Source organism: Pseudomonas danubii, from assembly GCF_042980055.1.
GTDB lineage: Bacteria > Pseudomonadota > Gammaproteobacteria > Pseudomonadales > Pseudomonadaceae > Aquipseudomonas > Aquipseudomonas danubii.
Genome location: NZ_CP116502.1, coordinates 6,591,337 through 6,614,457, shown reverse-complemented (window position 1 = coordinate 6,614,457; position 23,121 = coordinate 6,591,337). Strand labels below are relative to the sequence as shown.

Annotated in this window: 25 protein-coding genes, 1 tRNA gene and 1 pseudogene; 22 read left to right on the top strand and 5 right to left on the bottom strand. The window is 59.5% G+C overall.

Features of this window, described 5'->3' with window-relative positions; translation table 11 throughout:
* Nucleotides 1–48 precede the first annotated feature (48 nt).
* The 4 genes and pseudogenes from PFZ56_RS29770 to PFZ56_RS29755 all read right to left on the bottom strand — a co-directional run bounded on the left by PFZ56_RS29770 (nucleotide 49) and on the right by PFZ56_RS29755 (nucleotide 2,396).
* Nucleotides 49–243: a hypothetical protein gene (locus PFZ56_RS29770; protein WP_170001451.1), complete on the bottom strand. Its 195-nt coding sequence runs from the start codon at nucleotides 241–243 to the stop codon at nucleotides 49–51.
* A 65-nt stretch (nucleotides 244–308) separates the two neighbouring features.
* On the bottom strand, nucleotides 309–1,283 hold the full coding sequence (locus PFZ56_RS29765) for a chromosome segregation protein SMC (RefSeq protein WP_262379279.1): 975 nt from the start codon (nucleotides 1,281–1,283) through the stop codon (nucleotides 309–311).
* Between the two features lie 90 nt (nucleotides 1,284–1,373).
* A pseudogene (locus PFZ56_RS29760) lies at nucleotides 1,374–2,139 on the bottom strand (DNA/RNA helicase, superfamily II protein); the annotation flags it as partial.
* Nucleotides 2,140–2,311: 172 nt separating this feature from the next.
* Nucleotides 2,312–2,396 (bottom strand) — tRNA-Leu (locus tag PFZ56_RS29755).
* 108 nt (nucleotides 2,397–2,504) lie between these two features.
* Between PFZ56_RS29755 and queA the strand changes: the two genes are divergently transcribed.
* The 6 genes from queA to PFZ56_RS29725 all read left to right on the top strand — a co-directional run bounded on the left by queA (nucleotide 2,505) and on the right by PFZ56_RS29725 (nucleotide 8,617).
* Nucleotides 2,505–3,569, top strand: coding sequence for a tRNA preQ1(34) S-adenosylmethionine ribosyltransferase-isomerase QueA (queA, locus tag PFZ56_RS29750; RefSeq protein ID WP_102860388.1), 1,065 nt, complete (start codon nucleotides 2,505–2,507; stop codon nucleotides 3,567–3,569).
* Nucleotides 3,570–3,583: 14 nt separating this feature from the next.
* The gene (tgt, locus tag PFZ56_RS29745; RefSeq protein WP_161799191.1) at nucleotides 3,584–4,699 is read left to right on the top strand and encodes a tRNA guanosine(34) transglycosylase Tgt; all 1,116 of its coding nucleotides are present in this window, start codon (nucleotides 3,584–3,586) and stop codon (nucleotides 4,697–4,699) included.
* A gap of 47 nt (nucleotides 4,700–4,746) precedes the next feature.
* Nucleotides 4,747–5,085 carry a preprotein translocase subunit YajC gene (yajC, locus tag PFZ56_RS29740; RefSeq protein ID WP_102880809.1) on the top strand — a complete coding sequence of 113 codons (339 nt, stop codon included), beginning with the start codon at nucleotides 4,747–4,749 and terminating at the stop codon, nucleotides 5,083–5,085.
* A 62-nt stretch (nucleotides 5,086–5,147) separates the two neighbouring features.
* A complete protein-coding gene (gene secD / locus PFZ56_RS29735; protein ID WP_102860389.1) occupies nucleotides 5,148–7,016 on the top strand; it encodes a protein translocase subunit SecD in 1,869 nt (622 codons plus the stop codon).
* Nucleotides 7,017–7,025: 9 nt separating this feature from the next.
* Nucleotides 7,026–7,940, top strand: a complete 915-nt coding sequence (gene secF, locus PFZ56_RS29730; protein WP_170001450.1) for a protein translocase subunit SecF — start codon at nucleotides 7,026–7,028, stop codon at nucleotides 7,938–7,940.
* A 122-nt stretch (nucleotides 7,941–8,062) separates the two neighbouring features.
* On the top strand, nucleotides 8,063–8,617 hold the full coding sequence (locus PFZ56_RS29725; protein WP_170001449.1) for a glycine zipper 2TM domain-containing protein: 555 nt from the start codon (nucleotides 8,063–8,065) through the stop codon (nucleotides 8,615–8,617).
* Nucleotides 8,618–8,749: 132 nt separating this feature from the next.
* On the opposite strand, the gene suhB is transcribed toward PFZ56_RS29725, so the two are convergent.
* On the bottom strand, nucleotides 8,750–9,565 hold the full coding sequence (gene suhB, locus PFZ56_RS29720) for an inositol-phosphate phosphatase (protein WP_011063220.1): 816 nt from the start codon (nucleotides 9,563–9,565) through the stop codon (nucleotides 8,750–8,752).
* Between the two features lie 245 nt (nucleotides 9,566–9,810).
* On the opposite strand from suhB, the gene trmJ reads away from it, so the two are divergent.
* The 16 genes from trmJ (at nucleotide 9,811) to hisS (ending at nucleotide 23,120) form a co-directional block, all read left to right on the top strand.
* Nucleotides 9,811–10,584 carry a tRNA (cytosine(32)/uridine(32)-2'-O)-methyltransferase TrmJ gene (gene trmJ, locus PFZ56_RS29715; protein WP_102860392.1) on the top strand — a complete coding sequence of 258 codons (774 nt, stop codon included), beginning with the start codon at nucleotides 9,811–9,813 and terminating at the stop codon, nucleotides 10,582–10,584.
* Complete coding sequence (gene cysE / locus PFZ56_RS29710) at nucleotides 10,584–11,360, top strand: serine O-acetyltransferase (RefSeq protein ID WP_102880807.1); 777 nt, start codon at nucleotides 10,584–10,586, stop codon at nucleotides 11,358–11,360. The genes trmJ and cysE overlap by 1 nt, the downstream gene beginning before the upstream one ends.
* A 236-nt stretch (nucleotides 11,361–11,596) precedes the next feature.
* Nucleotides 11,597–12,088, top strand: coding sequence for a Fe-S cluster assembly transcriptional regulator IscR (gene iscR, locus PFZ56_RS29705; protein WP_011063217.1), 492 nt, complete (start codon nucleotides 11,597–11,599; stop codon nucleotides 12,086–12,088).
* Between the two features lie 50 nt (nucleotides 12,089–12,138).
* Nucleotides 12,139–13,353, top strand: coding sequence for an IscS subfamily cysteine desulfurase (locus PFZ56_RS29700; protein ID WP_102860394.1), 1,215 nt, complete (start codon nucleotides 12,139–12,141; stop codon nucleotides 13,351–13,353).
* A gap of 94 nt (nucleotides 13,354–13,447) precedes the next feature.
* Entirely contained in the window at nucleotides 13,448–13,834 is a 387-nt protein-coding gene (gene iscU, locus PFZ56_RS29695) for a Fe-S cluster assembly scaffold IscU (protein WP_007929523.1), read from the top strand.
* A gap of 42 nt (nucleotides 13,835–13,876) precedes the next feature.
* Nucleotides 13,877–14,200: an iron-sulfur cluster assembly protein IscA gene (iscA, locus tag PFZ56_RS29690; RefSeq protein ID WP_007929524.1), complete on the top strand. Its 324-nt coding sequence runs from the start codon at nucleotides 13,877–13,879 to the stop codon at nucleotides 14,198–14,200.
* Between the two features lie 8 nt (nucleotides 14,201–14,208).
* Nucleotides 14,209–14,730, top strand: a complete 522-nt coding sequence (gene hscB / locus PFZ56_RS29685) for a co-chaperone HscB (protein ID WP_011063215.1) — start codon at nucleotides 14,209–14,211, stop codon at nucleotides 14,728–14,730.
* Between the two features lie 51 nt (nucleotides 14,731–14,781).
* Complete coding sequence (hscA, locus tag PFZ56_RS29680; protein WP_170001448.1) at nucleotides 14,782–16,644, top strand: Fe-S protein assembly chaperone HscA; 1,863 nt, start codon at nucleotides 14,782–14,784, stop codon at nucleotides 16,642–16,644.
* 3 nt (nucleotides 16,645–16,647) lie between these two features.
* Nucleotides 16,648–16,989 carry an ISC system 2Fe-2S type ferredoxin gene (gene fdx / locus PFZ56_RS29675; protein ID WP_025129554.1) on the top strand — a complete coding sequence of 114 codons (342 nt, stop codon included), beginning with the start codon at nucleotides 16,648–16,650 and terminating at the stop codon, nucleotides 16,987–16,989.
* Between the two features lie 14 nt (nucleotides 16,990–17,003).
* Nucleotides 17,004–17,204: a Fe-S cluster assembly protein IscX gene (iscX, locus tag PFZ56_RS29670; RefSeq protein ID WP_102860397.1), complete on the top strand. Its 201-nt coding sequence runs from the start codon at nucleotides 17,004–17,006 to the stop codon at nucleotides 17,202–17,204.
* A gap of 94 nt (nucleotides 17,205–17,298) precedes the next feature.
* On the top strand, nucleotides 17,299–17,724 hold the full coding sequence (gene ndk, locus PFZ56_RS29665) for a nucleoside-diphosphate kinase (protein WP_025129556.1): 426 nt from the start codon (nucleotides 17,299–17,301) through the stop codon (nucleotides 17,722–17,724).
* Nucleotides 17,725–17,752: 28 nt separating this feature from the next.
* Nucleotides 17,753–18,901, top strand: coding sequence for a 23S rRNA (adenine(2503)-C(2))-methyltransferase RlmN (gene rlmN, locus PFZ56_RS29660; RefSeq protein WP_102860398.1), 1,149 nt, complete (start codon nucleotides 17,753–17,755; stop codon nucleotides 18,899–18,901).
* Nucleotides 18,902–18,913: 12 nt separating this feature from the next.
* Nucleotides 18,914–19,672 carry a type IV pilus biogenesis/stability protein PilW gene (pilW, locus tag PFZ56_RS29655; protein ID WP_102860399.1) on the top strand — a complete coding sequence of 253 codons (759 nt, stop codon included), beginning with the start codon at nucleotides 18,914–18,916 and terminating at the stop codon, nucleotides 19,670–19,672.
* The gene (locus tag PFZ56_RS29650) at nucleotides 19,672–20,694 is read left to right on the top strand and encodes a RodZ family helix-turn-helix domain-containing protein (RefSeq protein WP_170001447.1); all 1,023 of its coding nucleotides are present in this window, start codon (nucleotides 19,672–19,674) and stop codon (nucleotides 20,692–20,694) included. The genes pilW and PFZ56_RS29650 overlap by 1 nt, the downstream gene beginning before the upstream one ends.
* Before the next feature lie 3 nt (nucleotides 20,695–20,697).
* Nucleotides 20,698–21,807 (top strand): flavodoxin-dependent (E)-4-hydroxy-3-methylbut-2-enyl-diphosphate synthase, encoded by a 1,110-nt coding sequence (gene ispG, locus PFZ56_RS29645; RefSeq protein ID WP_016968333.1) that lies wholly within the window; start codon nucleotides 20,698–20,700, stop codon nucleotides 21,805–21,807.
* 23 nt (nucleotides 21,808–21,830) lie between these two features.
* Nucleotides 21,831–23,120 (top strand): histidine--tRNA ligase, encoded by a 1,290-nt coding sequence (gene hisS / locus PFZ56_RS29640; protein WP_102860401.1) that lies wholly within the window; start codon nucleotides 21,831–21,833, stop codon nucleotides 23,118–23,120.
* Nucleotide 23,121 lies beyond the last annotated feature (1 nt).

Below are 23,121 nucleotides of genomic sequence, written 5' to 3'. Positions count from 1 at the left end.
AGCTATCAGTGACTTTATTCCGATTTCAAAATTATAAAAGGGCTTCTTTTACATCTTCGATCGTCCTTTCAACTTGCTTTCCACATAGTTTATTTCCTTCTTTAGCAGATTGATGGTGAGCGCCTGAACCGTTGTGGCCTTTCCAGTTTTGATGTCGACAACTTTTAGCAGAGCGGTTAAGTGCTCCTTTCGCGCTTTCAAGGTGTCGCTCCAGCTCGCACTGCTTCGGATTTGGTTGATCATGGTCTTCGTCCTGATTGAGTAATAAACAGCCCGCGCGCGCAGGCTGTTTCAGGTGGCTCAGTGCGTTACAGCGAGAGGATGTCTTCTACGGTGAACTTGTACGAGCGGTCAGCGAGTTCACGACTGCCCCATGTGTCGAAGCCTTCACCTTCTTTAGGCAGCACCAACCTTCTAAGGCTGAGCTGATCGCCACCTAGCAAACGTTGAGCAGCCCACAGCTTGGCGCCCATATCCATCAGTACGTGAGCTATTTTGTTCCACTGCTCTTCCATTACCTTTTCGGCCAGCAACAATGCTGTTCTCTGGAGGGCAAGGTGTTCTTTTTGCGCCTCGGCAATGTGCTGGTCGACGATGACCAACTCCTGCTCCAACGCGTTGATGATTAGATGCTGGCGACGATTGTGCTCGATGGCAGCCGCAAGGTTTTTCGCAGCTTTTTGCGCGTCTGTATTGGCGTTCTTTTCGCCCTCAGTGTCGCCCCAGGCCACTGACTGTGCGTAGGCGGTGGCTGCATCGGTTTCGGCTTGCCGGGCCTTGGCCAAGTCTTCCACTGCTTGCTGCTGGATCTGCTCCAAACGGGTGCTGAGGCTATCGCGTTTTTCGTTGAGCTCTTGCTCGTCGGCTTTCCAGTTCGCCATCGATTCGGTGTAACCGGCCATCAAGGTTTTGTGATTGAGCAGTTGCTCGCGTCGAGTGATCTGAGTATCTAAGGTCCAGGCATGGTGCTTATTGGAGTTGTGTGGGAGTTTCAGCGTGTTGTATTCACTGCGGACTTCACGCAGACGATTCGCGTCTAATTCTTCGTCGCCCTCCAGTAATGCTTCCAACGGTGCCATCTCGAAGTATTGCTCTTCAGCCGCCCTCAGGTATTTATCAAGGCGGGTGGTCAGTTGGTCGATCTCATCGAACAACCGTTGCTTCTTCTCGCAGGCCGCGTGAGTGCTATCCGAATTCGGCAGTGAAGGTAAGATGGTCTCGCTGCATCCCAGTCCGCTTGCCAGCGGTTCATGTTGTTCGGTAGAAGCTTGGAGTTCGTTCATCTCTCTGGTTCCTTCAAATTGGGTTTGGGTTGAATGACGGCTGGCGAGGCCGGGACTAAGCCGGCGCTACCTCGATCAGCAGAGATGCCCTCAGGCAGCGCGAGCCTCGCGGTCATCCGTTCCCGGAATCGTCTTCACGATGTAGCAGCGTTGCGGGCCGAGGCCGGGCAACCGGACCAAGCTCGATGCTTTGCCGTCGGTGGCCGGTTCCAGCACTCCGCGTTGCAGCAGTTCCTTGTTCACGGCGTTGATGTTCATGCCCCGGAAGATCTCGGAGCGCCACGCCTCGGGCAGCACGTAATAGGTGTTGGTGGTGTGCATGGTGTCGCCCATGCCGTGCTCCAGCGTCTTGCGAAAGCCGAGACGGTCGATGGTGCGCGGGCCGTGTTCGTCGATCTTGGCCGCCGCCGATTCCCAGCGGGTGAAGCGGCTTTCGCCGAAGCGTTCGATGACCTGGCGCAAGCGCGCCAAGGTCGCATCACCCTCGAAGTTACCGGCGCCACCACGCTCAGCTAGCCATGCGTGCAAGCAAAGTCGGGCGGCGGTGGTGGCGGTGCCATCCGGCCAGCCGGTGACACCAAAGGCTGTGGCCAGCTCGCCTGCTGCGGCCGCGAGGCCGAAGCGCAGGGATGCGCGTTGGGCCTGACCGCTGGATGAGGTTGGCAGGTTTTGGGTAATGATTTGCTCCAGCGTGCGGCGAACGATCACTGAGCACCTGAGCATTTCTCCTGGCACACACAGCGCCTCCAGAAAGGCGGTGAGGAGAGTTACCGTAGTACTTTGTGACTCTGGCTGTAAGTTAGTCGGAGAGGGCGGCTGCGTGTTCCTAGTCGTTCAGCACGTCGAACATGCCGATTTCGTCCAGGTCGCGGTGTTCCTAGTTTCAGGCTTCAGCCTTGCAAGCTGGGAAGCAGGAGTACAGAAGAGGATGGGATAGAAAGGCCAATAGCCAGGCACAAAAAAACCGGCTCAAGTGGCCGGTTTTTTTGGGTTCAAGATGCATTGAGCGGCATCTTGAGATATGTACTTGGTGCCCCGAGGGAGACTCGAACTCCCACTTCTTGCGAAAACGGATTTTGAATCCGCCGCGTCTACCAATTCCGCCATCAGGGCTCAATGGCGGCGAAGTATAGAGAGGCAGTTACCGTTGGTCAATCGGCTTTCGTGGTCAATTTTTAGTTATTCCGCTAAACTTTCCGGCCCTGCTAGACGAACCCCATCATGCGCGTTGCTGACTTTACCTTCGAGCTTCCTGATTCGCTGATCGCCCGCCATCCTTTGGCCGAGCGTCGCGGCAGCCGTCTGTTGACCCTGGATGGGCCAACCGGCGCCTTGGCCCACCGTCAATTCACCGATCTGCTGGAGCATTTGCGTCCGGGCGATCTGATGGTGTTCAACAATACCCGGGTGATTCCGGCCCGTCTGTTTGGCCAGAAGGCCTCCGGCGGCAAGCTGGAGATCCTCATCGAGCGGGTGCTGGACAGCCATCGTGTGCTGGCTCATGTGCGCTCCAGCAAGTCGCCCAAGCCTGGGTCGAAGATCCTGATCGACGGCGGTGGCGAGGCCGAGATGCTGGCGCGCCACGACACGCTGTTCGAGCTGGGTTTTGCCGAGGAGGTGCTGCCGCTGCTGGATCGGGTCGGGCACATGCCGTTGCCTCCTTATATAGATCGCCCGGATGAAGGCGCGGATCGTGAGCGTTATCAGACCGTGTATGCCCAGCGTCTGGGAGCTGTCGCGGCGCCCACGGCGGGGCTGCATTTCGACCAGCCGCTGCTGGAGGCCATTGCCGCCAAGGGCGTGGAGACGGCGTTCGTGACCCTGCATGTCGGTGCCGGCACTTTCCAGCCGGTGCGGGTCGAGCGTATCGAAGATCACCATATGCATCACGAGTGGCTGGAAGTCGGCCAGGACGTGGTGGATGCGGTTGCCGCATGCCGTGCTCGCGGTGGTCGGGTGGTGGCGGTGGGCACCACCAGTGTGCGTTCCCTGGAAAGTGCCGCGCGCGATGGTGTGCTCAAGCCGTTCAGCGGCGACACCGATATCTTTATCTACCCGGGCCGGCCGTTCCATGTGGTCGATGCCCTGGTGACCAACTTCCATCTGCCGGAATCCACGCTGTTGATGCTGGTTTCGGCGTTCGCCGGTTATCCCGAGACCATGGCCGCCTATCGCGCCGCGGTGGAAAATGGATACCGCTTTTTCAGCTACGGTGATGCGATGTTCATCACCCGTAATCCTGCGCCGACCGCTCCCAAGGATCTGGCCCCCGAGGAAACTGTATGAGTCGCACTTGTCGTATGTCCTTCGAGCTTCTGGCCACTGATGGCAAGGCTCGTCGCGGTCGCCTGACCTTCCCCCGCGGTACGGTGGAAACCCCGGCCTTCATGCCGGTGGGCACCTACGGCACGGTCAAGGGCATGCTGCCGCGGGATATCGTCGCCACCGGCGCCGAGATCATCCTCGGCAACACCTTCCACCTGTGGCTGCGTCCGGGCACCGAGGTGATCAAGGCTCACGGTGACCTGCATGACTTCATGCAGTGGAATGGGCCGATCCTCACCGACTCCGGTGGTTTCCAGGTGTTCAGCCTGGGCGCCATGCGCAAGATCAAGGAAGAGGGCGTGACCTTCGCCTCGCCGGTGGACGGTGCCAAGGTTTTCATGGGCCCGGAAGAGTCGATGCAAGTGCAGCGCGACCTGGGTTCGGACATCGTGATGATCTTCGACGAGTGCACCCCGTACCCGGCCGATGAGGACGTGGCGCGGATTTCCATGGAGCTGTCCCTGCGCTGGGCCCAGCGTTCCAAGAATGCCCACGGTGACAACACGGCGGCGCTGTTTGGCATCGTTCAGGGTGGCATGCACCAGGACCTGCGCATGCGTTCCCTGGAAGGCCTGGACAAGATCGGCTTCGACGGCCTGGCCATCGGTGGCCTGTCGGTGGGCGAGCCCAAGCATGAAATGATCAAGGTCCTGGACTACCTGCCGGGCCAGATGCCTGCCGACAAACCTCGTTACCTTATGGGAGTTGGCAAGCCGGAAGATCTGGTTGAGGGTGTGCGCCGCGGTGTGGACATGTTCGATTGCGTGATGCCAACCCGCAATGCCCGCAATGGGCATCTGTTCATCGATACAGGCGTGCTGAAAATCCGTAACGCGTTCCATCGCCATGATGATTCGCCGCTGGACCCAACTTGTGATTGCTACACCTGCCAGAACTTCTCCCGTGCCTATCTGCATCACTTGGACAAGTGCGGGGAAATGCTCGGGAGTATGCTCAATACCATCCATAATTTGCGCCATTACCAGCGTCTTATGGCTGGTTTGCGCGAGGCTATTCAACAAGGTACATTGGCCGCCTTTGTCGATTCCTTCTATGCCAAACGCGGGTTGCCCGTGCCGCCTTTAGAATAAGTTCTAAAGACGTTAAGCCACTAATTTTGCAATTATCGGAGTGTTAAATGAGCTTTTTGATCCCTGCCGCGTATGCGGACGCCGCTGCACCTGCCGCTGCCGGTCCTGCTGGCACTGGTTTCGAGTGGATTTTCCTGGTTGGCTTCCTGGTCATCTTCTATCTGATGATCTGGCGCCCGCAGGCCAAGCGCGCCAAAGAGCAGAAAAACCTGCTGAGCAGCCTGCAGAAAGGCGACGAAGTTGTGACCACTGGCGGTATCGCCGGCAAGATCAACAAGGTGACCGACGACTTCGTGGTTCTGGAAGTATCGGACTCCGTTGAGCTGAAGTTCCAGAAGGGCGCGATCGCTGCCACGCTGCCAAAAGGCACGCTGAAAGCCATCTAAGTTTCATCTTTTACCAATCGACGGGGCGCGCAAGGCGCCCCGCGTCATAAACGGGCGGCGTGATGCTGAACAAATATCCTCTGTGGAAGTACCTACTGATCCTGGCGGTGCTGGCGATCGGTTTTATTTATTCCGCTCCCAATCTATACCCTGATGATCCGGCCATTCAGGTCAGCGGTGCGAGCACTGCGTTGCAGGTCACTCAGGCGGATCTGGATCGTGCGAGCAAAGCGCTCACCGACGCCGGTATCAAGGTCAAGGCTGCTTCCATTGCTGCCAACGGCAAGGGCGGTCTGCTGCGCTTGACCAACAAGGAAGACCAGCTTCCGGCCAAGGATGTAGTGCGCAAGGCGCTGGGCGATGACTATGTGGTGGCGTTGAACCTGGCGCAAACCACTCCGCAATGGCTGCGCAACCTGGGTGCGCACCCGATGAAACTGGGTCTGGACTTGTCCGGTGGTGTGCACTTCCTGCTGGAAGTGGACATGGACAAAGCCCTCGACGCCCGCCTGAAAGTCTATGAAGGCGACGTCAAGAGCCTGCTGCGCAAAGAGCGCCTGCGCTATCGCAGCCTGCCGCAGCTCAATGGCGCCATCCAGCTGGGCTTCAGCGATGAAGACAGCCGTGAACAGGCTCGTTCGCTGATCCGCAAGAACTTCAACGATTTCGATATCGTACCGGCCGACCTCAATGGCCAACCGGTGCTGCGTCTGGCGATGACCCCGGCCAAGCTGGCGGAAATCCGTGAATACTCCATCAAGCAGAACTTGACCACCGTGCGTAACCGGGTCAACGAGCTGGGTGTGGCCGAGCCTCTGGTTCAGCGTCAGGGTGCCAACCGTATCGTGGTTGAGCTGCCGGGCGTGCAGGACACTGCTGAAGCCAAGCGGATCCTGGGCAAGACCGCCAACCTGGAATTCCGTCTGGCCGCCGAGCCGGGTGCTTCCAAGGCGACTTCCGAGTCCTTCGAATTCCGTGAGGGCAACCGTCCTCCTGCACTGATCGAGCGTGGCCTGATCATCACCGGTGACCAGGTGACCGATGCCCAGGCCGGTTACGACGAACACGGCCGTCCACAGGTGAACATCAAGCTTGATGGTCACGGTGGCGAGCTGATGAACCGTTCGACTCGCAGCAATGTCGGTCGCAGCATGGCGGTGATCTTCATCGAGCAGAAGCCGACCACTACCTACACCAAACAAGTGGTGAACGGTGTCGAGAAAGACGTGGCGGTGCAGACCTTCAAGGAAGAGAAGAAGATCATCAGCCTGGCGACTATCCAGTCGCCGCTGGGCAGCCAGTTCCGCATCACCGGCCTGAACGGCCAGGGCGAGTCTTCCGAGCTGGCGCTGTTGCTGCGTGCCGGTGGTCTGGCGGCGCCGATGTACTTCGCCGAAGAGCGCACAATCGGTCCAAGCCTGGGTGCTGACAACATCACCAAGGGTATCGATGCGTCTCTGTGGGGCATGCTGTTCGTGTCGCTGTTCATTATCGCCATCTACCGTTTCTTCGGTGTCATCGCCACTGTGGCACTGGCATTGAACATGGTGCTGCTGCTGGCCCTGATGTCCCTGCTGGGGGCGACGCTGACCCTGCCGGGTATCGCCGGTATCGTCTTGACCATGGGTATGGCGGTGGACGCCAACGTACTGATCTTCTCGCGGATACGTGAAGAGCTCGCCGCCGGCATGAGTGTGCAGCGGGCAATCAACGAAGGCTTCGGCCGGGCATTCACCGCGATCCTGGACTCCAACCTGACCACCTTGCTGGTGGGCGGCATTCTGTTCGCCATGGGTACCGGTCCGGTGAAAGGCTTTGCGGTGACCATGTCCCTCGGGATCTTTACCTCGATGTTCACGGCCATCTGGCTGACCCGTGCGATGGTCAACCTGATCTTCGGCGGTCGTGACTTCAAGAAGTTGTGGATTTAAGGGGCTGCCATGTTACGTACTATCAACTTCATGGGCGTCCGCAATTTTGCGTTCGGCGTCACTGTGCTCCTCACCGTTCTGGCGTTGTTCAGCTGGTTCAACAAGGGGTTGAACTACGGTCTGGACTTCACCGGCGGTACGCTCATTGAGCTGACCTACGAGCGTCCGGCGGATGTGATGAAGGTGCGTTCGCAACTGAACGACGCCGGTTATCACGAAGCCATCGTGCAGAGCTTCGGTGCGACCACTGATCTGCTGGTGCGGATGCCGGGTGAAGACCCGCAACTGGGCCACCAGGTGGCCGAGGCGCTGCAGAAGGTTGGCGGTGACAACCCGGCGCAGGTCAAGCGCGTCGAGTTTGTCGGTCCGCAAGTGGGTGAAGAGCTGCGGGACCAGGGCGGCCTCGGCATGCTCATGGCCCTGGGCGGCATCCTGATCTACCTGGCCTTCCGCTTTCAGTGGAAGTTCGCGGTGGGCGCGATCGTTTCGCTGATCCACGACGTGATCGTGACGGTGGGCATCCTCTCGTTCTTCCAGATCACCTTTGACCTGACGGTGCTGGCGGCGGTGCTGGCGATCATCGGTTACTCCCTCAACGACACCATCGTGGTGTTCGACCGGGTGCGTGAGAACTTCCGTGTGCTGCGCAAGGCCAGCCTGATCGAGAACATCAACATCTCGACCACTCAGACCCTGCTACGGACCATGGCGACTTCGATCTCCACCTTGCTGGCGATCATCGCGCTGCTGTTCTTTGGTGGCGACAACCTGTGGGGCTTCTCCATCGCCCTGTTTGTCGGTGTTCTGGCGGGTACCTACTCGTCGATCTACATCGCCAACGTGGTGCTGATCTGGCTGAACCTGAACAGCGAGGACCTGATTCCTCCGGCCAATACCGAGAAGGAAGTGGACGACCGTCCATGAGGATCTAGCCCTTTTCCGGCTGTCAGTTAAAAAGGCGCGAGTGTTGAACTCGCGCCTTTTTTATTGCTCCAACGCTGGGAGAAGCGCGGGCCAAGTCCCGTTTGTATGGTCAGGAGGTTCACGTGAACAAGTCGTTGCTGGTTGGTGCGGTATTGGGTGCTGTCGGTGTCACCGCCGGGGGTGCTGTTGCCACCTACAGCCTGGTTAAAAGCGGCCCTGAGTATGCGCAAGTGCTGGCCGTACAGCCGGTCAAACAACAGATCAAGACCCCTCGTGAAGTCTGCAAGGACGTCGCCGTGACTCGCCAGCGCCCGGTCAAGGATGAGCATCAGATCCTGGGCACCGTGGCGGGTGCGGTGGGCGGCGGTCTGCTGGGTAGCATGATTGGTGGTGGTAATGGCAAGAAGATCGCCACTGTGGCGGGTGCGGTTGGCGGTGGCTATGCCGGCAACAAGGTGCAGGAAGGCATGCAGGAACGTGACACCTACACCACCACCCAGACTCGCTGTAACACGGTCAATGACATCAGTGAGAAGGTCGTGGGTTATGACGTGAAGTACGACCTGGGCGGCAAGCAAGGCCAGGTGCGCATGGATCGTGAACCGGGCAACCAGATTCCGGTGGATAAAGAGGGGCGTCTGATTCTGGGTCAGAACCAGAATCAACCCGGCCAATAACCCTCGCTTGTAGGGGTTGGCTTGCCGGCGAATGGGCTTTGAGATCGCCTTCGCCGGCAAGCCGGCTCCTATAGGTCGGGTTTTGCGGACATAAAAAAAGCACCCCTCGGGGTGCTTTTTTGTCGCTGGCGCTTAGCGCTTCAGCGAAGCCGGCAGGTGCGGCTGGATGGCGGTCAGGACCGCTTTGAAGCATTTGGTGTTGCCAGCTACCACGTGGCCTTTTTCCAGGAAGTCGTGACCGCCGGTGAAGTCGCTCACCAGGCCGCCGGCTTCTTGAATCAGCAGGGCGCCAGCTGCCATGTCCCATTCGGACAGGCCCGACTCCCAGAAAGCGTCGAAACGACCGGCGGCCACGTAGGCCAGGTCCAGGCTTGCAGCACCAGCGCGGCGGATGCCGGCGGTCTGGCCAACCAGGGCGCGGAACATGCCCAGGTAGTTGTCCAGGTTGTCCATCTGGTCGTCACGGAATGGGAAGCCGGTGCCCAGCAGGGCGCCGTCGAGGCTGGTGCGGCCGCTCACGCGCAGGCGGCGACCGTTCAGCTGGGCGCCACGGCCACGGCTGGCGGTGAATTCTTCCTGGCGAACCGGGTCCAGGACCACGGCGTGTTCCAGGCGGCCACGGTATTTGCAGGCGATGCTCACGGCAAAGTGCGGGATGCCGCGCAGGAAGTTGGTGGTGCCGTCCAGTGGGTCGATGATCCACAGGTAGTCTTCGCCTTCGCCGCTGCCAGCGTGCAGGCCGGTTTCTTCGCCAAGGATGGCGTGGGTCGGGTAGGCCTTGCGCAGCGCGTCGATGATCTTCTGCTCGGCAGCGCGATCAACTTCGGATACGTAGTCTTTGGCGTCTTTTTCGTCGACCTTGATGGTATCCAGGCGCTCGATGGAGCGGAAAATCAATTCACTGGCGCTGCGGGCGGCGCGCAGCGCGATATTCAGCATTGGCTGCATGGATAGGTCACCTAAGGTTGTTAAAGAAAGCCGAGCATTCTAGCAGAAAACTTTTGCAGATGAAGGCTGGTGTTCGCTTTGATTGCATTGATCCGCTGTGTGGCGTTCTCCGGTGGCGAGTGTTTGTGCCGGTTGCTGGGCGCCTTTATGGAGCGCTGGAATCTGTCGGGTGGTTATTTTTGAGGCGGGAGTCTTGCCTGTTCGGTAAGATTTGCTCCCCCTTATCGTGTCCGAGAGCGCATCCCTTGCTGCAGAACATTCGTGTCGTCCTGGTCAATACCAGTCATCCGGGCAATATCGGCGGGGCTGCGCGTGCCATGAAGAACATGGGCTTGTCGCGGCTGGTGCTGGTGGAGCCCCGGGTATTTCCGTCTCACGAGGCGGATGCGCGTGCTTCCGGTGCCACCGATATCCTGGCCAATGCCCAGGTAGTCGCCACCCTTGAGGAGGCATTGGCGGGTTGCACGCTGGTGTTTGGCACCAGTGCTCGCGACCGGCGCATTCCCTGGCCCTTGCTTGATCCGCGTGAGTCCGGTCTCAAGGTGGTAGAGGAAGCCGGTCAGGGTGCGCAGATCGCCCTGGTGTTCGGTCGTGAAGATTCCGGCCTGACCAATGATGAGCTGCAGCGATGTCATTTCCACGTGCACATCCCGTCGGACCCGGAGTTCAGCTCGCTGAACCTGGCCACGGCGGTGCAGGTGCTGACTTATGAAGTGCGCATGTCCTGGCTGGCGGCCCAAGGCCGGCCAACCAAGGTAGAGAAGGATGAAGTGGCTTCGCCGCGCAGTGAAGAGCTGGCGACCATGGATGAGTTGGAGCGGTTCTACGAGCATCTGCAGCAGACGCTGGTGGCCATCGACTTCCTCGATCCGGAAAAGCCGCGGCACTTGATGGCACGCCTGCGTCGGTTATACGGTCGCAGCTCGGTCAGCCGGGCGGAAATGAATATATTGCGTGGCATTCTCACGGAAACCCAGAAAGCGGCCCGTGGAGAGCTACAAAAGCGGAAGGATCAGTGATGTTCGAGCGTCTGCGTGAAGATATCCAAAGCGTGTTTCATCGTGACCCGGCGGCGCGCAATGCCTTCGAGGTGTTGACCTGCTACCCAGGCATGCACGCGATCTGGATTCATCGTTTGTCCGGCGCCTTGTGGGGCATGGGTTGGAAATGGCTGGCGCGGCTGGTGTCGAATTTCGGTCGTTGGTTGACCGGGATCGAAATTCATCCGGGAGCCAAAGTCGGCCGTCGCTTCTTTATTGACCATGGCATGGGCATTGTCATTGGCGAGACCGCCGAGATTGGTGATGACGTGACCCTCTATCAAGGGGTGACGCTGGGTGGCACCAGCTGGAACAAGGGCAAGCGCCATCCGACCCTGGAAGACGGTGTGGTGGTGGGGGCGGGCGCCAAGGTGCTGGGTCCCTTCATTGTGGGGGCGGGGGCCAAGGTCGGTTCCAATGCGGTGGTGACCAAGGCGGTGCCGGCCGGAGCGACGGTGGTGGGCATTCCTGGGCGGATCATCATGAAGTCCAGCGACGAGCAGGCGGCCAAGCGCAAGGCCATGGCGGAAAAGCTCGGTTTCGATGCCTACGGTGTCGGCGAGGACATGCCGGATCCGGTGGCTCGGGCTATCGGGCAGTTGCTGGATCACCTGCAGGCAGTCGACGGTCGTCTGGAGGATATGTGTGGCGCGCTGAAGGATCTGGGCAGTGATTACTGTGCCAAGGATCTGCCTCAATTGCGTGAAGAAGACTTCGCTGAAGTCAAAGGCAAGGACGGCAGTCAGGTCGGCTGATGGCGCAAAACCGGCCCCCTCTGTGGGGCCTGCTTGCTAGCGAAAGGGCCTAATACCCTTTGAGTGACCCGCAGGTCAGGTGTTGCCATCCTGCTGTGCCATTACGTCGCAGACTTTGCTATGATTCGCGCGCTCTTTTGCGGGTAAACCCGACTAAAGTAGTTGGTCTTATAGTTGACTCGATTACTCGGGTATTGCATACTCGCGTCCATTCCGAAACTCCGTGGTACTTGTCCATGCGACTGACTACTAAAGGCCGATACGCCGTGACCGCCATGCTTGATCTGGCGTTGCACGCGCAACATGGCCCGGTCTCCCTGGCCGATATCTCTGAGCGCCAAGGCATCTCCCTGTCCTACCTCGAACAGCTTTTCGCCAAACTGCGCCGCAGTAACCTGGTGTCCAGCGTCCGTGGGCCTGGTGGCGGCTACCAGCTGTCCCGTGACATGCAGGGGATTCAGGTGGCTCAGGTGATCGATGCGGTGAACGAATCGGTCGATGCAACCAAATGCCAGGGGCTGGGTGATTGCCATGCCGGCGACACCTGCCTGACCCATCACCTGTGGTGCGACTTGAGCCTGCAGATTCACGAATTTCTGAGCGGTATCAGCTTGGCTGATCTTGTTACTCGCCGTGAGGTACAAGAAGTAGCCCAGCGTCAGGACCAGCGCCGTTGTAATGGTAAGGCGCCGCGCCTGGACAAGATTGAAGCGTCCGCCGTCGAATGACAGCCAAAGAGCTAGCGGCACGCCAGCCAGCCTGATTTAGGAGAGAGTCCATGAAATTGCCGATTTACCTTGATTACTCAGCAACCACGCCGGTCGATCCGCGTGTTGCGCAAAAAATGAGTGAATGCCTGCTGGTCGACGGAAACTTCGGTAACCCGGCGTCCCGCTCTCACGTGTTCGGCTGGAAGGCCGAAGAGTCGGTGGAGAATGCCCGTCGCCAAGTGGCCGACCTGGTTAACGCTGATCCGCGTGAAATCGTCTGGACCTCCGGTGCAACCGAGTCCGACAACCTGGCAATCAAGGGTGTCGCGCATTTCTATCACACCAAGGGCAAGCACCTGATTACCTCGAAAATCGAGCACAAGGCTGTCCTGGACACCATGCGCCAACTCGAGCGTGAAGGCTTTGAAGTGACTTACATCGAGCCGGGCGAAGATGGCTTGATCACTCCGGCCATGGTTGAAGCGGCCCTGCGTGACGACACCATCCTGGTTTCGATCATGCATGTGAACAACGAAATCGGCACCATCAACGACATTGCCGCCATCGGCGAGTTGACCCGCTCCAAAGGTATTCTGTTCCACGTCGACGGCGCTCAGTCCACCGGCAAGGTCGAAATCGACCTGCAGGCCCTGAAAGTCGACCTGATGTCCTTCTCTGCCCACAAGACCTACGGCCCTAAAGGCATTGGCGCGCTGTACGTCAGCCGTAAGCCTCGCGTGCGCCTGGAGGCCACCATGCACGGCGGCGGTCACGAGCGCGGCATGCGTTCCGGTACCCTGGCCACTCACCAGATCGTCGGCATGGGCGAAGCCTTCCGCGTCGCCAAGGAAGACATGGTCGCCGAAAATGCTCGCATCAAGGCCCTGAGCGATCGCTTCTACAAGCAGGTTGAACACCTGGAAGAGCTGTACATCAACGGCAGCATGACGGCTCGTGTACCGCACAACCTGAACCTGAGCTTCAACTACGTTGAAGGCGAGTCGCTGATCATGGCCCTCAAGGATCTGGCAGTGTCTTCCGGTTCGGCCTGTACTTCGGCTTCGCTCGAGCCTTCGTACGTGCTGCGTGCCCTGGGCCGTAACGACGAGTTGGCTCACAGCTCGATCCGCTTCACCTTCGGCCGCTTCACCACCGAAGAAGAAATCGATTACGCGGCGCAGAAAGTCTGCGAAGCCGTTACCAAGCTGCGCGCTCTGTCGCCGCTGTGGGACATGTACAAAGATGGCGTCGATATCTCGAAGATCGAGTGGGCGGCGCACTGAATATAAGTCGCCGCACAGGGTTCTGTAGAGCGTCCCGATAACGGCGATTTGCAGAACCCAAGAGCGACTCTCTGATGAGTGAGGATTAAGAATCATGGCTTACAGCGAAAAGGTCATCGACCACTACGAGAACCCGCGCAACGTCGGCAAGATGAACGCGGAAGATCCGGATGTCGGCACCGGCATGGTCGGCGCTCCAGCCTGCGGCGACGTGATGCGCCTGCAGATCAAGGTCAACGAGCAGGGCATCATTGAAGACGCCAAGTTCAAGACTTATGGCTGCGGTTCCGCCATTGCTTCCAGCTCCCTGGCCACTGAGTGGATGAAGGGCAAGACGCTGGATGAAGCCGAAACCATCAAGAACACCCAGCTGGCTGAAGAGCTGGCTCTGCCTCCAGTGAAGATCCACTGCTCGGTGCTCGCCGAAGACGCCATCAAGGCCGCCGTTCGCGACTACAAGCAGAAGAAAGGCCTGATCTGATCGATCGGCTTTCACAGATTTGGCGACAAGTAAGGAGTCACGATGGCTATCAGCATGACAGAAGCGGCTGCTCAACACGTGCGACGCTCCCTCAATGGGCGCGGCAAGGGTGATGGGATTCGTCTGGGTGTTCGCACCACAGGCTGTTCCGGCCTTGCCTATGTGCTGGAGTTCGTCGACGAGATCGGCGAGGACGATCAGGTGTTCGAAAGTCACGGCGAGAAAGTGATCATCGACCCGAAGAGCCTGACCTATCTGGACGGCACCGAGCTTGATTTCGTCAAGGAAGGGTTGAACGAAGGCTTCAAGTTCAACAACCCCAACGTGCGCGGTGAGTGTGGCTGCGGCGAAAGCTTCAATATCTGAGGCTTCTTGTGGGTACTCCTTGTCATTTCGCTTTATTTGAACTGCAACCGAGCTTCCGTCTGGATCTCGAGCAGTTGGCTGCGCGCTACCGTGAGTTGGCGCGTGGGGTTCATCCCGACCGTTTTGCCGATGCTTCCGAGCGCGAGCAACGTCTGGCCCTGGAGCAGTCGGCGAGCCTCAACGAGGCTTACCAGACCCTCAAGAGTCCGCCAAAGCGTGCTCGTTATCTTCTGGCCTTGAATGGCGGTGAGTTGCCGCTGGAAGTCACGGTGCATGATCCGGAGTTTCTTCTGCAGCAGATGCAGTGGCGCGAAGAACTCGAAGACTTGCAGGACAGCGCCGACCTGGCTGGAGTGGCAGCATTCAAGCGTCGACTCAAGACTGCACAGGATGAACTGAACGAAAGCTTCGCAGCCTGTTGGGATGATGCAGCGCAACGCGAGCAGGCCGAACGCCTGATGCGGCGCATGCAGTTCCTCGACAAGCTCACCTACGAAGTGCGCCAGTTAGAAGAGCGCCTCGACGATTAACCCAGTGCCGCTACGGTCGCACGCCTGATATACAGATAAGTCCAGATAAGCATGGCCCTACTGCAGATCGCCGAACCCGGCCAAAGTCCTCAACCGCACCAGCGTCGTCTGGCTGTGGGGATCGACTTGGGTACCACCAATTCGCTGGTTGCTGCCTTGCGCAGTGGTCTTTCCGAGCCTCTGGCTGACGCGCAGGGTCAGGTGATTCTGCCGTCGGCCGTGCGTTATCACGCCGACCGCGTCGAAGTGGGTGAATCCGCCCGCCTGGCTGCGTCCAGCGATCCCCTGAACACCGTGCTCTCGGTCAAGCGCCTGATGGGGCGCGGCCTGTCCGACGTCAAGCAATTGGGTGAGCAACTGCCTTATCGCTTCGTTGATGGTGAGTCGCATATGCCGTTCATCGAGACCATCCAGGGGCCGAAAAGCCCGGTGGAGGTATCGGCTGAAGTGCTCAAGGTCTTGCGTCAGCGTGCTGAGGCGGCCCTGGGGGGCGAGCTGGTAGGTGCGGTGATTACCGTTCCGGCCTATTTCGATGATGCCCAGCGTCAAGCCACCAAGGATGCTGCCAAGTTGGCTGGCCTGAATGTGCTGCGCCTGCTCAACGAGCCGACCGCAGCTGCCGTGGCTTACGGTCTGGACCAGCACGCCGAGGGTGTGGTGGCGATCTATGACCTGGGCGGCGGTACCTTCGATATTTCCATCCTGCGCCTGACTGGCGGCGTCTTCGAAGTGCTGGCTACTGGTGGCGATACCGCCTTGGGTGGCGACGACTTCGATCACGCCATTGCCGGCTGGATCATCGAGGGCGCGGGCCTGTCCGCCGACCTGGACCCAGGCATCCAGCGCAATCTGTTGCAAACCGCCTGTGCGGCCAAGGAAGCCCTGACCAGTGCTGCATCCGTGGAAGTGGTGCATGGCGATTGGCGCGCCGCCCTGACTCGCGAGGCCTTCGACGCCCTGATCGAGCCTATGGTTGCCCGCAGCCTCAAGGCCTGTCGTCGTGCCGTTCGCGACTCCAATGTCGAGCTGGACGAAGTGCAGGCAGTGGTCATGGTGGGCGGTTCGACCCGCGTGCCGCGTGTGCGTGAGGCGGTGGCTGAAATGTTCGGTCGCCAGCCGTTGACCGAGATCGATCCGGATCAAGTGGTGGCCATTGGTGCCGCGATCCAGGCCGATACCCTCGCGGGCAACAAGCGCGAAGGGGGTGAATTGCTGCTGCTGGACGTGATTCCGCTGTCTTTGGGGTTGGAAACCATGGGCGGGCTGATGGAGAAGGTGATTCCGCGTAACACCACCATCCCGGTTGCCCGTGCCCAGGACTTCACCACCTACAAGGATGGCCAGACGGCCATGATGATTCATGTGCTGCAGGGCGAGCGCGAGCTGATCAGTGACTGCCGCTCCCTGGCGCGCTTCGAGCTGCGTGGCATCCCGCCGATGGTGGCCGGTGCGGCGAAGATTCGCGTGACCTTCCAGGTCGACGCCGATGGTCTGCTCAGTGTCTCTGCCCGAGAGCTGGGTTCGGGGGTTGAAGCCAGCATTCAGGTCAAGCCGTCCTACGGCCTGACTGACGGTGAAATCGCCAAGATGCTCAAGGACTCCTTCCAGTACGCCGGTGACGACAAGGTGGCCCGCGTGCTGCGTGAGCAGCAGGTTGATGCCCAGCGGCTGATCGAGGCTGTGCAGGGCGCCCTGGACGCTGATGGTGACCGCCTGCTGGACGCTGAAGAGCGCATGGTCATCGAGCTGCAGATGCAGGAACTGAGTGAATTGATGCGTGGCACCGATGGTTACGCCATCGAGCAGCAGACCAAGCGTCTGTCGCAAGTGACCGATGCCTTTGCTGCCCGCCGCCTGGATTCGACGGTGAAAGCCGCGTTGGCGGGGCGCAACCTGAATGAAATCGAGGAATAACTGATGCCGCAGATCATTTTTCTGCCACACGCCGTGTTCTGCCCGGACGGTCTGGTTGTCGAGGTCGAGCCTGGTGTTTCGGTGCTCGACGTGGCCCACGACAACCACATCGAGATCGAGAGCGCCTGCGGCGGCGTCTGCGCCTGCACTACCTGCCACTGCATCATTCGTGAAGGGTTTGACTCGCTGAACGAAGCCGACGAGCTGGAAGAAGACTTGCTGGACAAGGCCTGGGGCCTGGAAGCACAGTCGCGCCTGTCGTGCCAGGCCATCGTTGGTGATGAAGACCTGACCGTTGAAATTCCCAAGTACTCACTCAACCATGCCGCCGAAGCGCCGCACTGATTCAAGGAGTCGTCATGAGTCTGAAGTGGGTTGATGTACTGGAAATCGCGATCCAGCTGGCTGATTCCAAGCCGGATGTGGATCCGCGTTATGTGAACTTTGTCGACTTGCACCAATGGGTTCTGGCACTGCCAGAGTTCAGCGACGATCCGGCTCGCGGAGGCGAGAAGGTTCTTGAAGCAATTCAGGCCGCCTGGATCGACGAAGCGGACTGAATCCGCGGGCTACGCAGTTAGGCAATCCCTATAAACCCGCGTATAATTCGCGGGTTTAATTTTTCGCTTTAATCACCGTTTCTGGAGTTACACCATGGCTGTTCAACGTACTTTCTCCATCATCAAGCCTGACGCTGTTGCAAAAAACGTTATCGGCAAGATCGTTTCCCGTTTTGAAGAAGCCGGCCTGCGCGTTGTAGCTTCGAAAATGAAGCAACTGTCCAAGGCTGAAGCTGAAGGCTTCTACGCTGAGCACAGCGAGCGTGGCTTCTTCGGCGAACTGGTTGCCTTCATGACTTCCGGTCCAGTTGTTGTTCAGGTTCTGGAAGGCGAAAACGCCATCGCTCGCAACCGTGAGCTGATGGGCGCTACCAACCCTAAAGAAGCTGCTGCCGGCACCATCCGTGCTGACTTCGCCGAGTCCATCGACGCCAACGCCGTTCACGGTTCGGACTCCGAAGCTGCCGCTGCTCGCGAAATCGCTTACTTCTTCGCAGCTACTGAAGTAACCGCTCGCTGAGTAAGGCTGGCGAGTGAGGGGTGAGACCATGACTACATCGATCGGCAAAACTAACCTGTTGGGGTTGACTCAACCGGAAATGGAGAAATTCTTCGACTCAATCGGGGAGAAGCGTTTCCGTGCCGGTCAGGTAATGAAATGGATTCACCACTTTGGCGTCGATGATTTCGACGCCATGACGAATGTCGGCAAGGCCTTGCGCGAGAAGCTCAAGGCCGTTGCCGAGATTCGCGGTCCGGAAGTGGTCAGCGAGGACATCTCCAGCGACGGCACCCGCAAATGGGTGGTGCGCGTGGCGTCCGGCAGCTGCGTCGAGACCGTGTACATTCCCCAGGGCAAGCGCGGCACTCTGTGCGTTTCGTCCCAGGCAGGCTGTGCCCTGGATTGCAGTTTCTGCTCCACCGGCAAGCAAGGCTTCAATAGCAACCTCACCGCCGCCGAAGTCATCGGCCAGGTGTGGATTGCCAACAAATCCTTTGGCAGCGTCCCGGCAACCGTCGACCGTGCCATCACCAACGTGGTGATGATGGGCATGGGTGAGCCGCTGCTGAACTTCGACAACGTCATCGCCGCCATGCACCTGATGATGGACGACCTGGGCTACGGCATTTCCAAGCGCCGTGTGACCCTGTCCACCTCCGGCGTGGTGCCGATGATCGATGAGCTGGCCAAGCACATCGACGTGTCCCTGGCGTTGTCCCTGCACGCACCTAACGATGCGCTGCGCAACCAGCTGGTGCCAATCAACAAGAAGTACCCGCTGAAGATGCTCCTGGAGTCCTGCCAGCGCTACATGTCCTCCTTGGGCGAGAAGCGCGTGCTGACCATCGAGTACACCCTGCTCAAGGACGTCAACGACAAGCTGGAACACGCGGTTGAGATGATCGAGTTGCTCAAGGACATTCCTTGCAAGATCAACCTGATCCCGTTCAACCCGTTCCCTCATTCCGGTTACGAGCGTCCGAGCAACAACGCCATTCGTCGTTTCCAGGACCAACTGCATCATGCCGGCTTCAATGTCACCGTGCGCACGACTCGCGGTGAAGACATCGATGCCGCCTGCGGTCAGTTGGTCGGGCAGGTGCTGGATCGCACCCGCCGTAGCGAACGTTATATCGCCGTGCGTGAGCTGAGCGCCGACGCCGATATGCCGCAAAGCGCCGCGACCCGTACCTGAGAGAGGATCTCCATGACCCTGCGCTTCGCGCTGCTCCTGCTTGTTGCCAGTCTCTGTGCTGGCTGTGTTCTGTCGGGTGATTCCAGTCCGATGAACACCAGCAAGGGCCGCGATGAGGCGCGCGAGGCCTACGTACAGCTGGGCCTGGGGTATCTGCAGCAGGGGATGAGCGAAAGGGCCAAGGTGCCGTTGAAAAAGGCCCTGGAGCTGGCGCCTGCCGATGCTGATGCCAACGCCGCCCTTGCGCTGGTGTTCCAGGCCGAGATGGAACCTGCGCTGGCCGATGAGCACTTTCGCCAAGCCCTGGCGGCGCGTCCGGACAGTGCGCGTATCCTCAATAACTACGGCAGCTTCCTGTTCGAAGAAAAACGTTACAAAGAGGCTTATCAGCGCTTCGAGCAGGCCGCTGCTGATACTCTGTACCCCGAGCGTTCCCGGGTGTTCGAAAACCTCGGTATGACCGCTTCCAAGCTGGGCCAGCGTGAGCTGGCCCAACTGCAACTGGAAAAAGCCCTGCGCCTGAATCACCAACAGCCCCGCGCATTGCTGGAAATGGCTGAGTTGTCTTACGAAGACAGGCATTATGTGCCCGCGCGCGACTATTACGATCGTTTTAGCCTGCTCGGCGAGCAAAATGCACGTAGTCTATTGCTCGGCGTTCGGCTGGCAACGGTGTTCGAAGATCGCGACAAGGCCGCCAGTTACGGCCTGCAACTAAAACGACTTTATCCCGGTACGCCGGAATATCAGCAATACCTGTCGGAGCAATGATGAAAGCGGCGCATCCCGAAGTTCAAGCAGTGACTCGCGTAAACCCCGGTGAGACCCTGCGTCAGGCCCGCGAAAGCAATGGTTGGTCGCTGGCTGAAGTGGCCCACAAGCTCAACCTCACCGTGAGCTCCCTGAGCAATCTGGAAGCCGGCGCGTTCGACAAACTGCCAGGGCATACCTTTGCTCGCGGCTATATCCGTGCCTACGCCAAATTGCTGGGCATGGACCAGGCCATCCTGGTACAGGAATTCGATCAATACACCGGTACCGACTCCCAAGGCAGCAGCGTTCACGCTCTGGGTCGTATCGAAGAGCCGGTACGGGTTTCCCACACCATCCTGCGCATCGTCAGCTTGCTGCTGTTGGTGGCCGTGGTGGGTGGCGGTTTCATCTGGTGGCAGGATCAGTCCTCCTTGCGCGGCAAGGAGCCGATCTCCTTGAGTCCCGAGCACGTTGAGGTTGAGGGTGCCGATGGCACCACGCAGATCCATCCAATCGACGAGCCGGAAGACCAGGCCGTCGCCGAAGGTCAGAGCGAAGCCCAGGACAACGCCGCGCAAACTCAGAGCCTGGCTGCTGCTGAGGCGCCAGCCAATCCAGTGGCGCCTGCAACGTCGGCTCCGGTTGCGACTCCTGCGGCCCCAACCGCTCCTGCGCATACCGCCCCGACCGTTGCGCCCGTTGTCAGCGCACCTGCAGTTCAGGCGCCGGTTCCGGCTGCCGTACCCGCTACGCCAGCGAATCCTGCCACTGCAGCGGCGCCTACCTCTCCGGTTGCTGGGGCGGGCCAGGTGCAGATCCAGTTCAGTGCCGACTGCTGGGCCCAGGTCATCGATGGCAACGGCAAGATTCTGCTCAGTGCCCTGAAGCGCAAGGGTGAAACGGTCGATGTTAGCGGCAAGCCGCCTTTTGCCGTACGTCTGGGGTATGCCCGTGGCGCACAAATTTCTTACAACGGTCAGGCGGTGGATATCGCCCCGTTCACCAGTGGCGAGACCGCTCGCCTGAAGTTAGGTCAATAAGTCATGCACGGCGAATCTCCAATCAAACGTCGCGAGTCCCGCAAGATCTGGGTCGGCTCGGTACCGGTCGGTGGCGATGCCCCGATTGCGGTGCAGAGCATGACCAACAGCGACACCAACGACGTGGCCGCAACCGTCGCCCAGATCAACCGCCTTGAAGCTGCCGGTGTCGACATCGTGCGGGTCTCGGTGCCGGACATGGACGCCGCCGAGGCGTTCGGTCGCATCAAGCAGCAGGTCAAGGTGCCGCTGGTGGCCGACATTCACTTCGACTACAAGATCGCCCTGCGCGTAGCCGAGCTGGGTGTCGATTGCCTGCGGATCAACCCCGGCAACATCGGTCGCGAAGATCGGGTGCGTGCGGTGGTGGATGCCGCCCGTGACCGCGGAATTCCGATCCGTATCGGGGTCAACGCCGGCTCCCTGGAAAAAGATCTGCAGAAAAAGTACGGCGAACCGACTCCAGCAGCGCTGGTTGAGTCGGCACTGCGCCACGTCGAGCACCTTGAACGCCTGAATTTCCAGGACTTCAAGGTCAGCGTGAAGGCGTCCGACGTGTTTATGGCCGTCGAAGCCTATCGCTTGCTGGCCAAGGAAATCATCCAGCCTCTGCACCTGGGGATCACCGAAGCCGGCGGATTGCGTTCAGGCACGGTGAAATCCGCCGTCGGCCTCGGTATGCTGCTGGCCGAAGGCATTGGCGATACCATTCGCATCTCGTTGGCGGCCGACCCGGTCGAGGAAGTGAAGGTCGGCTACGACATTCTCAAGTCCCTGCACCTGCGTTCCCGTGGCATCAACTTCATCGCTTGCCCGAGCTGCTCGCGGCAGAATTTCGATGTGGTGAAAACCATGAACGAACTGGAAGGGCGCCTGGAAGACTTGCTGGTGCCGTTGGATGTCGCAGTGATCGGTTGTGTGGTCAACGGTCCGGGTGAAGCCAAAGAGGCGCATATCGGCCTGACCGGTGGTACGCCGAATCTGATCTACATCGACGGCAAGCCTGCACAGAAACTGACCAATGACAATCTGGTGGACGAGCTTGAAAAGCTGATCCGGCAGAAGGCGGCCGAAAAGGTCGAAGCCGACGCAGCGCTTATCGCTCGCGGCTAACCGAACGTATTTAAGGATTTTTTGTGAGCAAGTCTCTGCAAGCCATTCGTGGCATGAATGACATCCTGCCCGAGCAGACGCCCCTGTGGCGTTATTTCGAGGGCACTGTGGCGCGTCTGCTGGATAACTACGGCTATAAGCAGATCCGCATGCCGATCGTCGAATTCACCGAGCTGTTCAAGCGCTCCATCGGTGAAGTGACCGACATCGTCGAAAAAGAGATGTACACCTTCGAAGACCGCAACGGTGATTCCCTGACCCTGCGTCCGGAAGGCACTGCGGCGTGCGTCCGCGCTGTACTCGAGCACGGCATCACTGGCGGTGGCCAGGTGCAGAAGCTCTGGTACATCGGCCCGATGTTCCGTCACGAGCGCCCGCAGAAAGGCCGTTATCGCCAGTTCCACCAGATCGGTTGCGAGGTTTTCAACCTCGACGGTCCGGACATTGATGCTGAGCTGATCGTGCTGACCTGGCGCCTGTGGGGCGAGCTGGGCATCCGTGATGCGGTCAAGCTCGAACTGAACAGCCTGGGCACTGCTGAGGCTCGCGCACGTTATCGCGACGCGCTGGTGGCGTTCCTGTCGGCGCGCATGGACAAGCTGGACGAAGACAGCCAGCGTCGCCTGAAGACCAATCCGCTGCGCGTGCTCGATACCAAGAATCCGGACACTCAAGCCGTACTGGTGGACGCGCCCAAGCTGGCCGACTACCTGGACGAAGAGTCCCGTGTGCACTTCGAGGGGCTCAAGGCCCGTCTGGACGCCGCGGGTATCCCTTATGTGATCAACCCGAAGCTGGTGCGCGGGCTGGATTACTACAGCAAGACCGTTTTCGAATGGGTCACCGACAAGCTCGGCGCCCAGGGCACAGTGTGTGCCGGCGGCCGTTACGACGGGCTGGTCGAGCAAATGGGTGGCAAACCTACACCGGGTGTTGGCTTCGCCATGGGGATCGAACGTCTGGTGCTGCTGCTGGAAACCCTGGAGCAGATCCCGCAAGAAATCTCGCGTCAGGTCGACGTTTACCTCTGCGCCTTCGGCGAGGCTGCCGAACTGGCCGCACTGGCGCTGAGTGAGCGCGTTCGAGACCAATTGCCGAACCTGCGTCTGCAGATCAATGCCGGTGCCGGCAGCTTCAAGAGCCAATTCAAGAAGGCCGACAAGAGCGGTGCGTTGTACGCGCTGATCCTTGGTGACGACGAACTGGCCCAGCAAGTGGTAGGTTTCAAACCCCTGCGTGGCCAGGGTGAACAACAAAGCATTGCCTGGGATGCGCTCGCCGCGCACCTGGCCACCTGCATCGTGCAGGGTTGAA

What these genes read in the sequence shown, in the direction of transcription:
- PFZ56_RS29770 (WP_170001451.1), bottom strand. Translation starts at nt 243, where the DNA reads ATGATCAACCAAATCCGAAGCAGTGCGAGCTGGAGCGACACCTTGAAA.
- PFZ56_RS29765 (WP_262379279.1), bottom strand. Translation starts at nt 1,283, where the DNA reads ATGAACGAACTCCAAGCTTCTACCGAACAACATGAACCGCTGGCAAGC.
- queA (WP_102860388.1), top strand. Translation starts at nt 2,505, where the DNA reads ATGCGCGTTGCTGACTTTACCTTCGAGCTTCCTGATTCGCTGATCGCC.
- tgt (WP_161799191.1), top strand. Translation starts at nt 3,584, where the DNA reads ATGTCCTTCGAGCTTCTGGCCACTGATGGCAAGGCTCGTCGCGGTCGC.
- yajC (WP_102880809.1), top strand. Translation starts at nt 4,747, where the DNA reads ATGAGCTTTTTGATCCCTGCCGCGTATGCGGACGCCGCTGCACCTGCC.
- secD (WP_102860389.1), top strand. Translation starts at nt 5,148, where the DNA reads ATGCTGAACAAATATCCTCTGTGGAAGTACCTACTGATCCTGGCGGTG.
- secF (WP_170001450.1), top strand. Translation starts at nt 7,026, where the DNA reads ATGTTACGTACTATCAACTTCATGGGCGTCCGCAATTTTGCGTTCGGC.
- suhB (WP_011063220.1), bottom strand. Translation starts at nt 9,565, where the DNA reads ATGCAGCCAATGCTGAATATCGCGCTGCGCGCCGCCCGCAGCGCCAGT.
- cysE (WP_102880807.1), top strand. Translation starts at nt 10,584, where the DNA reads ATGTTCGAGCGTCTGCGTGAAGATATCCAAAGCGTGTTTCATCGTGAC.
- iscR (WP_011063217.1), top strand. Translation starts at nt 11,597, where the DNA reads ATGCGACTGACTACTAAAGGCCGATACGCCGTGACCGCCATGCTTGAT.
- PFZ56_RS29700 (WP_102860394.1), top strand. Translation starts at nt 12,139, where the DNA reads ATGAAATTGCCGATTTACCTTGATTACTCAGCAACCACGCCGGTCGAT.
- iscU (WP_007929523.1), top strand. Translation starts at nt 13,448, where the DNA reads ATGGCTTACAGCGAAAAGGTCATCGACCACTACGAGAACCCGCGCAAC.
- iscA (WP_007929524.1), top strand. Translation starts at nt 13,877, where the DNA reads ATGGCTATCAGCATGACAGAAGCGGCTGCTCAACACGTGCGACGCTCC.
- hscA (WP_170001448.1), top strand. Translation starts at nt 14,782, where the DNA reads ATGGCCCTACTGCAGATCGCCGAACCCGGCCAAAGTCCTCAACCGCAC.
- fdx (WP_025129554.1), top strand. Translation starts at nt 16,648, where the DNA reads ATGCCGCAGATCATTTTTCTGCCACACGCCGTGTTCTGCCCGGACGGT.
- iscX (WP_102860397.1), top strand. Translation starts at nt 17,004, where the DNA reads ATGAGTCTGAAGTGGGTTGATGTACTGGAAATCGCGATCCAGCTGGCT.
- ndk (WP_025129556.1), top strand. Translation starts at nt 17,299, where the DNA reads ATGGCTGTTCAACGTACTTTCTCCATCATCAAGCCTGACGCTGTTGCA.
- rlmN (WP_102860398.1), top strand. Translation starts at nt 17,753, where the DNA reads ATGACTACATCGATCGGCAAAACTAACCTGTTGGGGTTGACTCAACCG.
- pilW (WP_102860399.1), top strand. Translation starts at nt 18,914, where the DNA reads ATGACCCTGCGCTTCGCGCTGCTCCTGCTTGTTGCCAGTCTCTGTGCT.
- PFZ56_RS29650 (WP_170001447.1), top strand. Translation starts at nt 19,672, where the DNA reads ATGAAAGCGGCGCATCCCGAAGTTCAAGCAGTGACTCGCGTAAACCCC.
- ispG (WP_016968333.1), top strand. Translation starts at nt 20,698, where the DNA reads ATGCACGGCGAATCTCCAATCAAACGTCGCGAGTCCCGCAAGATCTGG.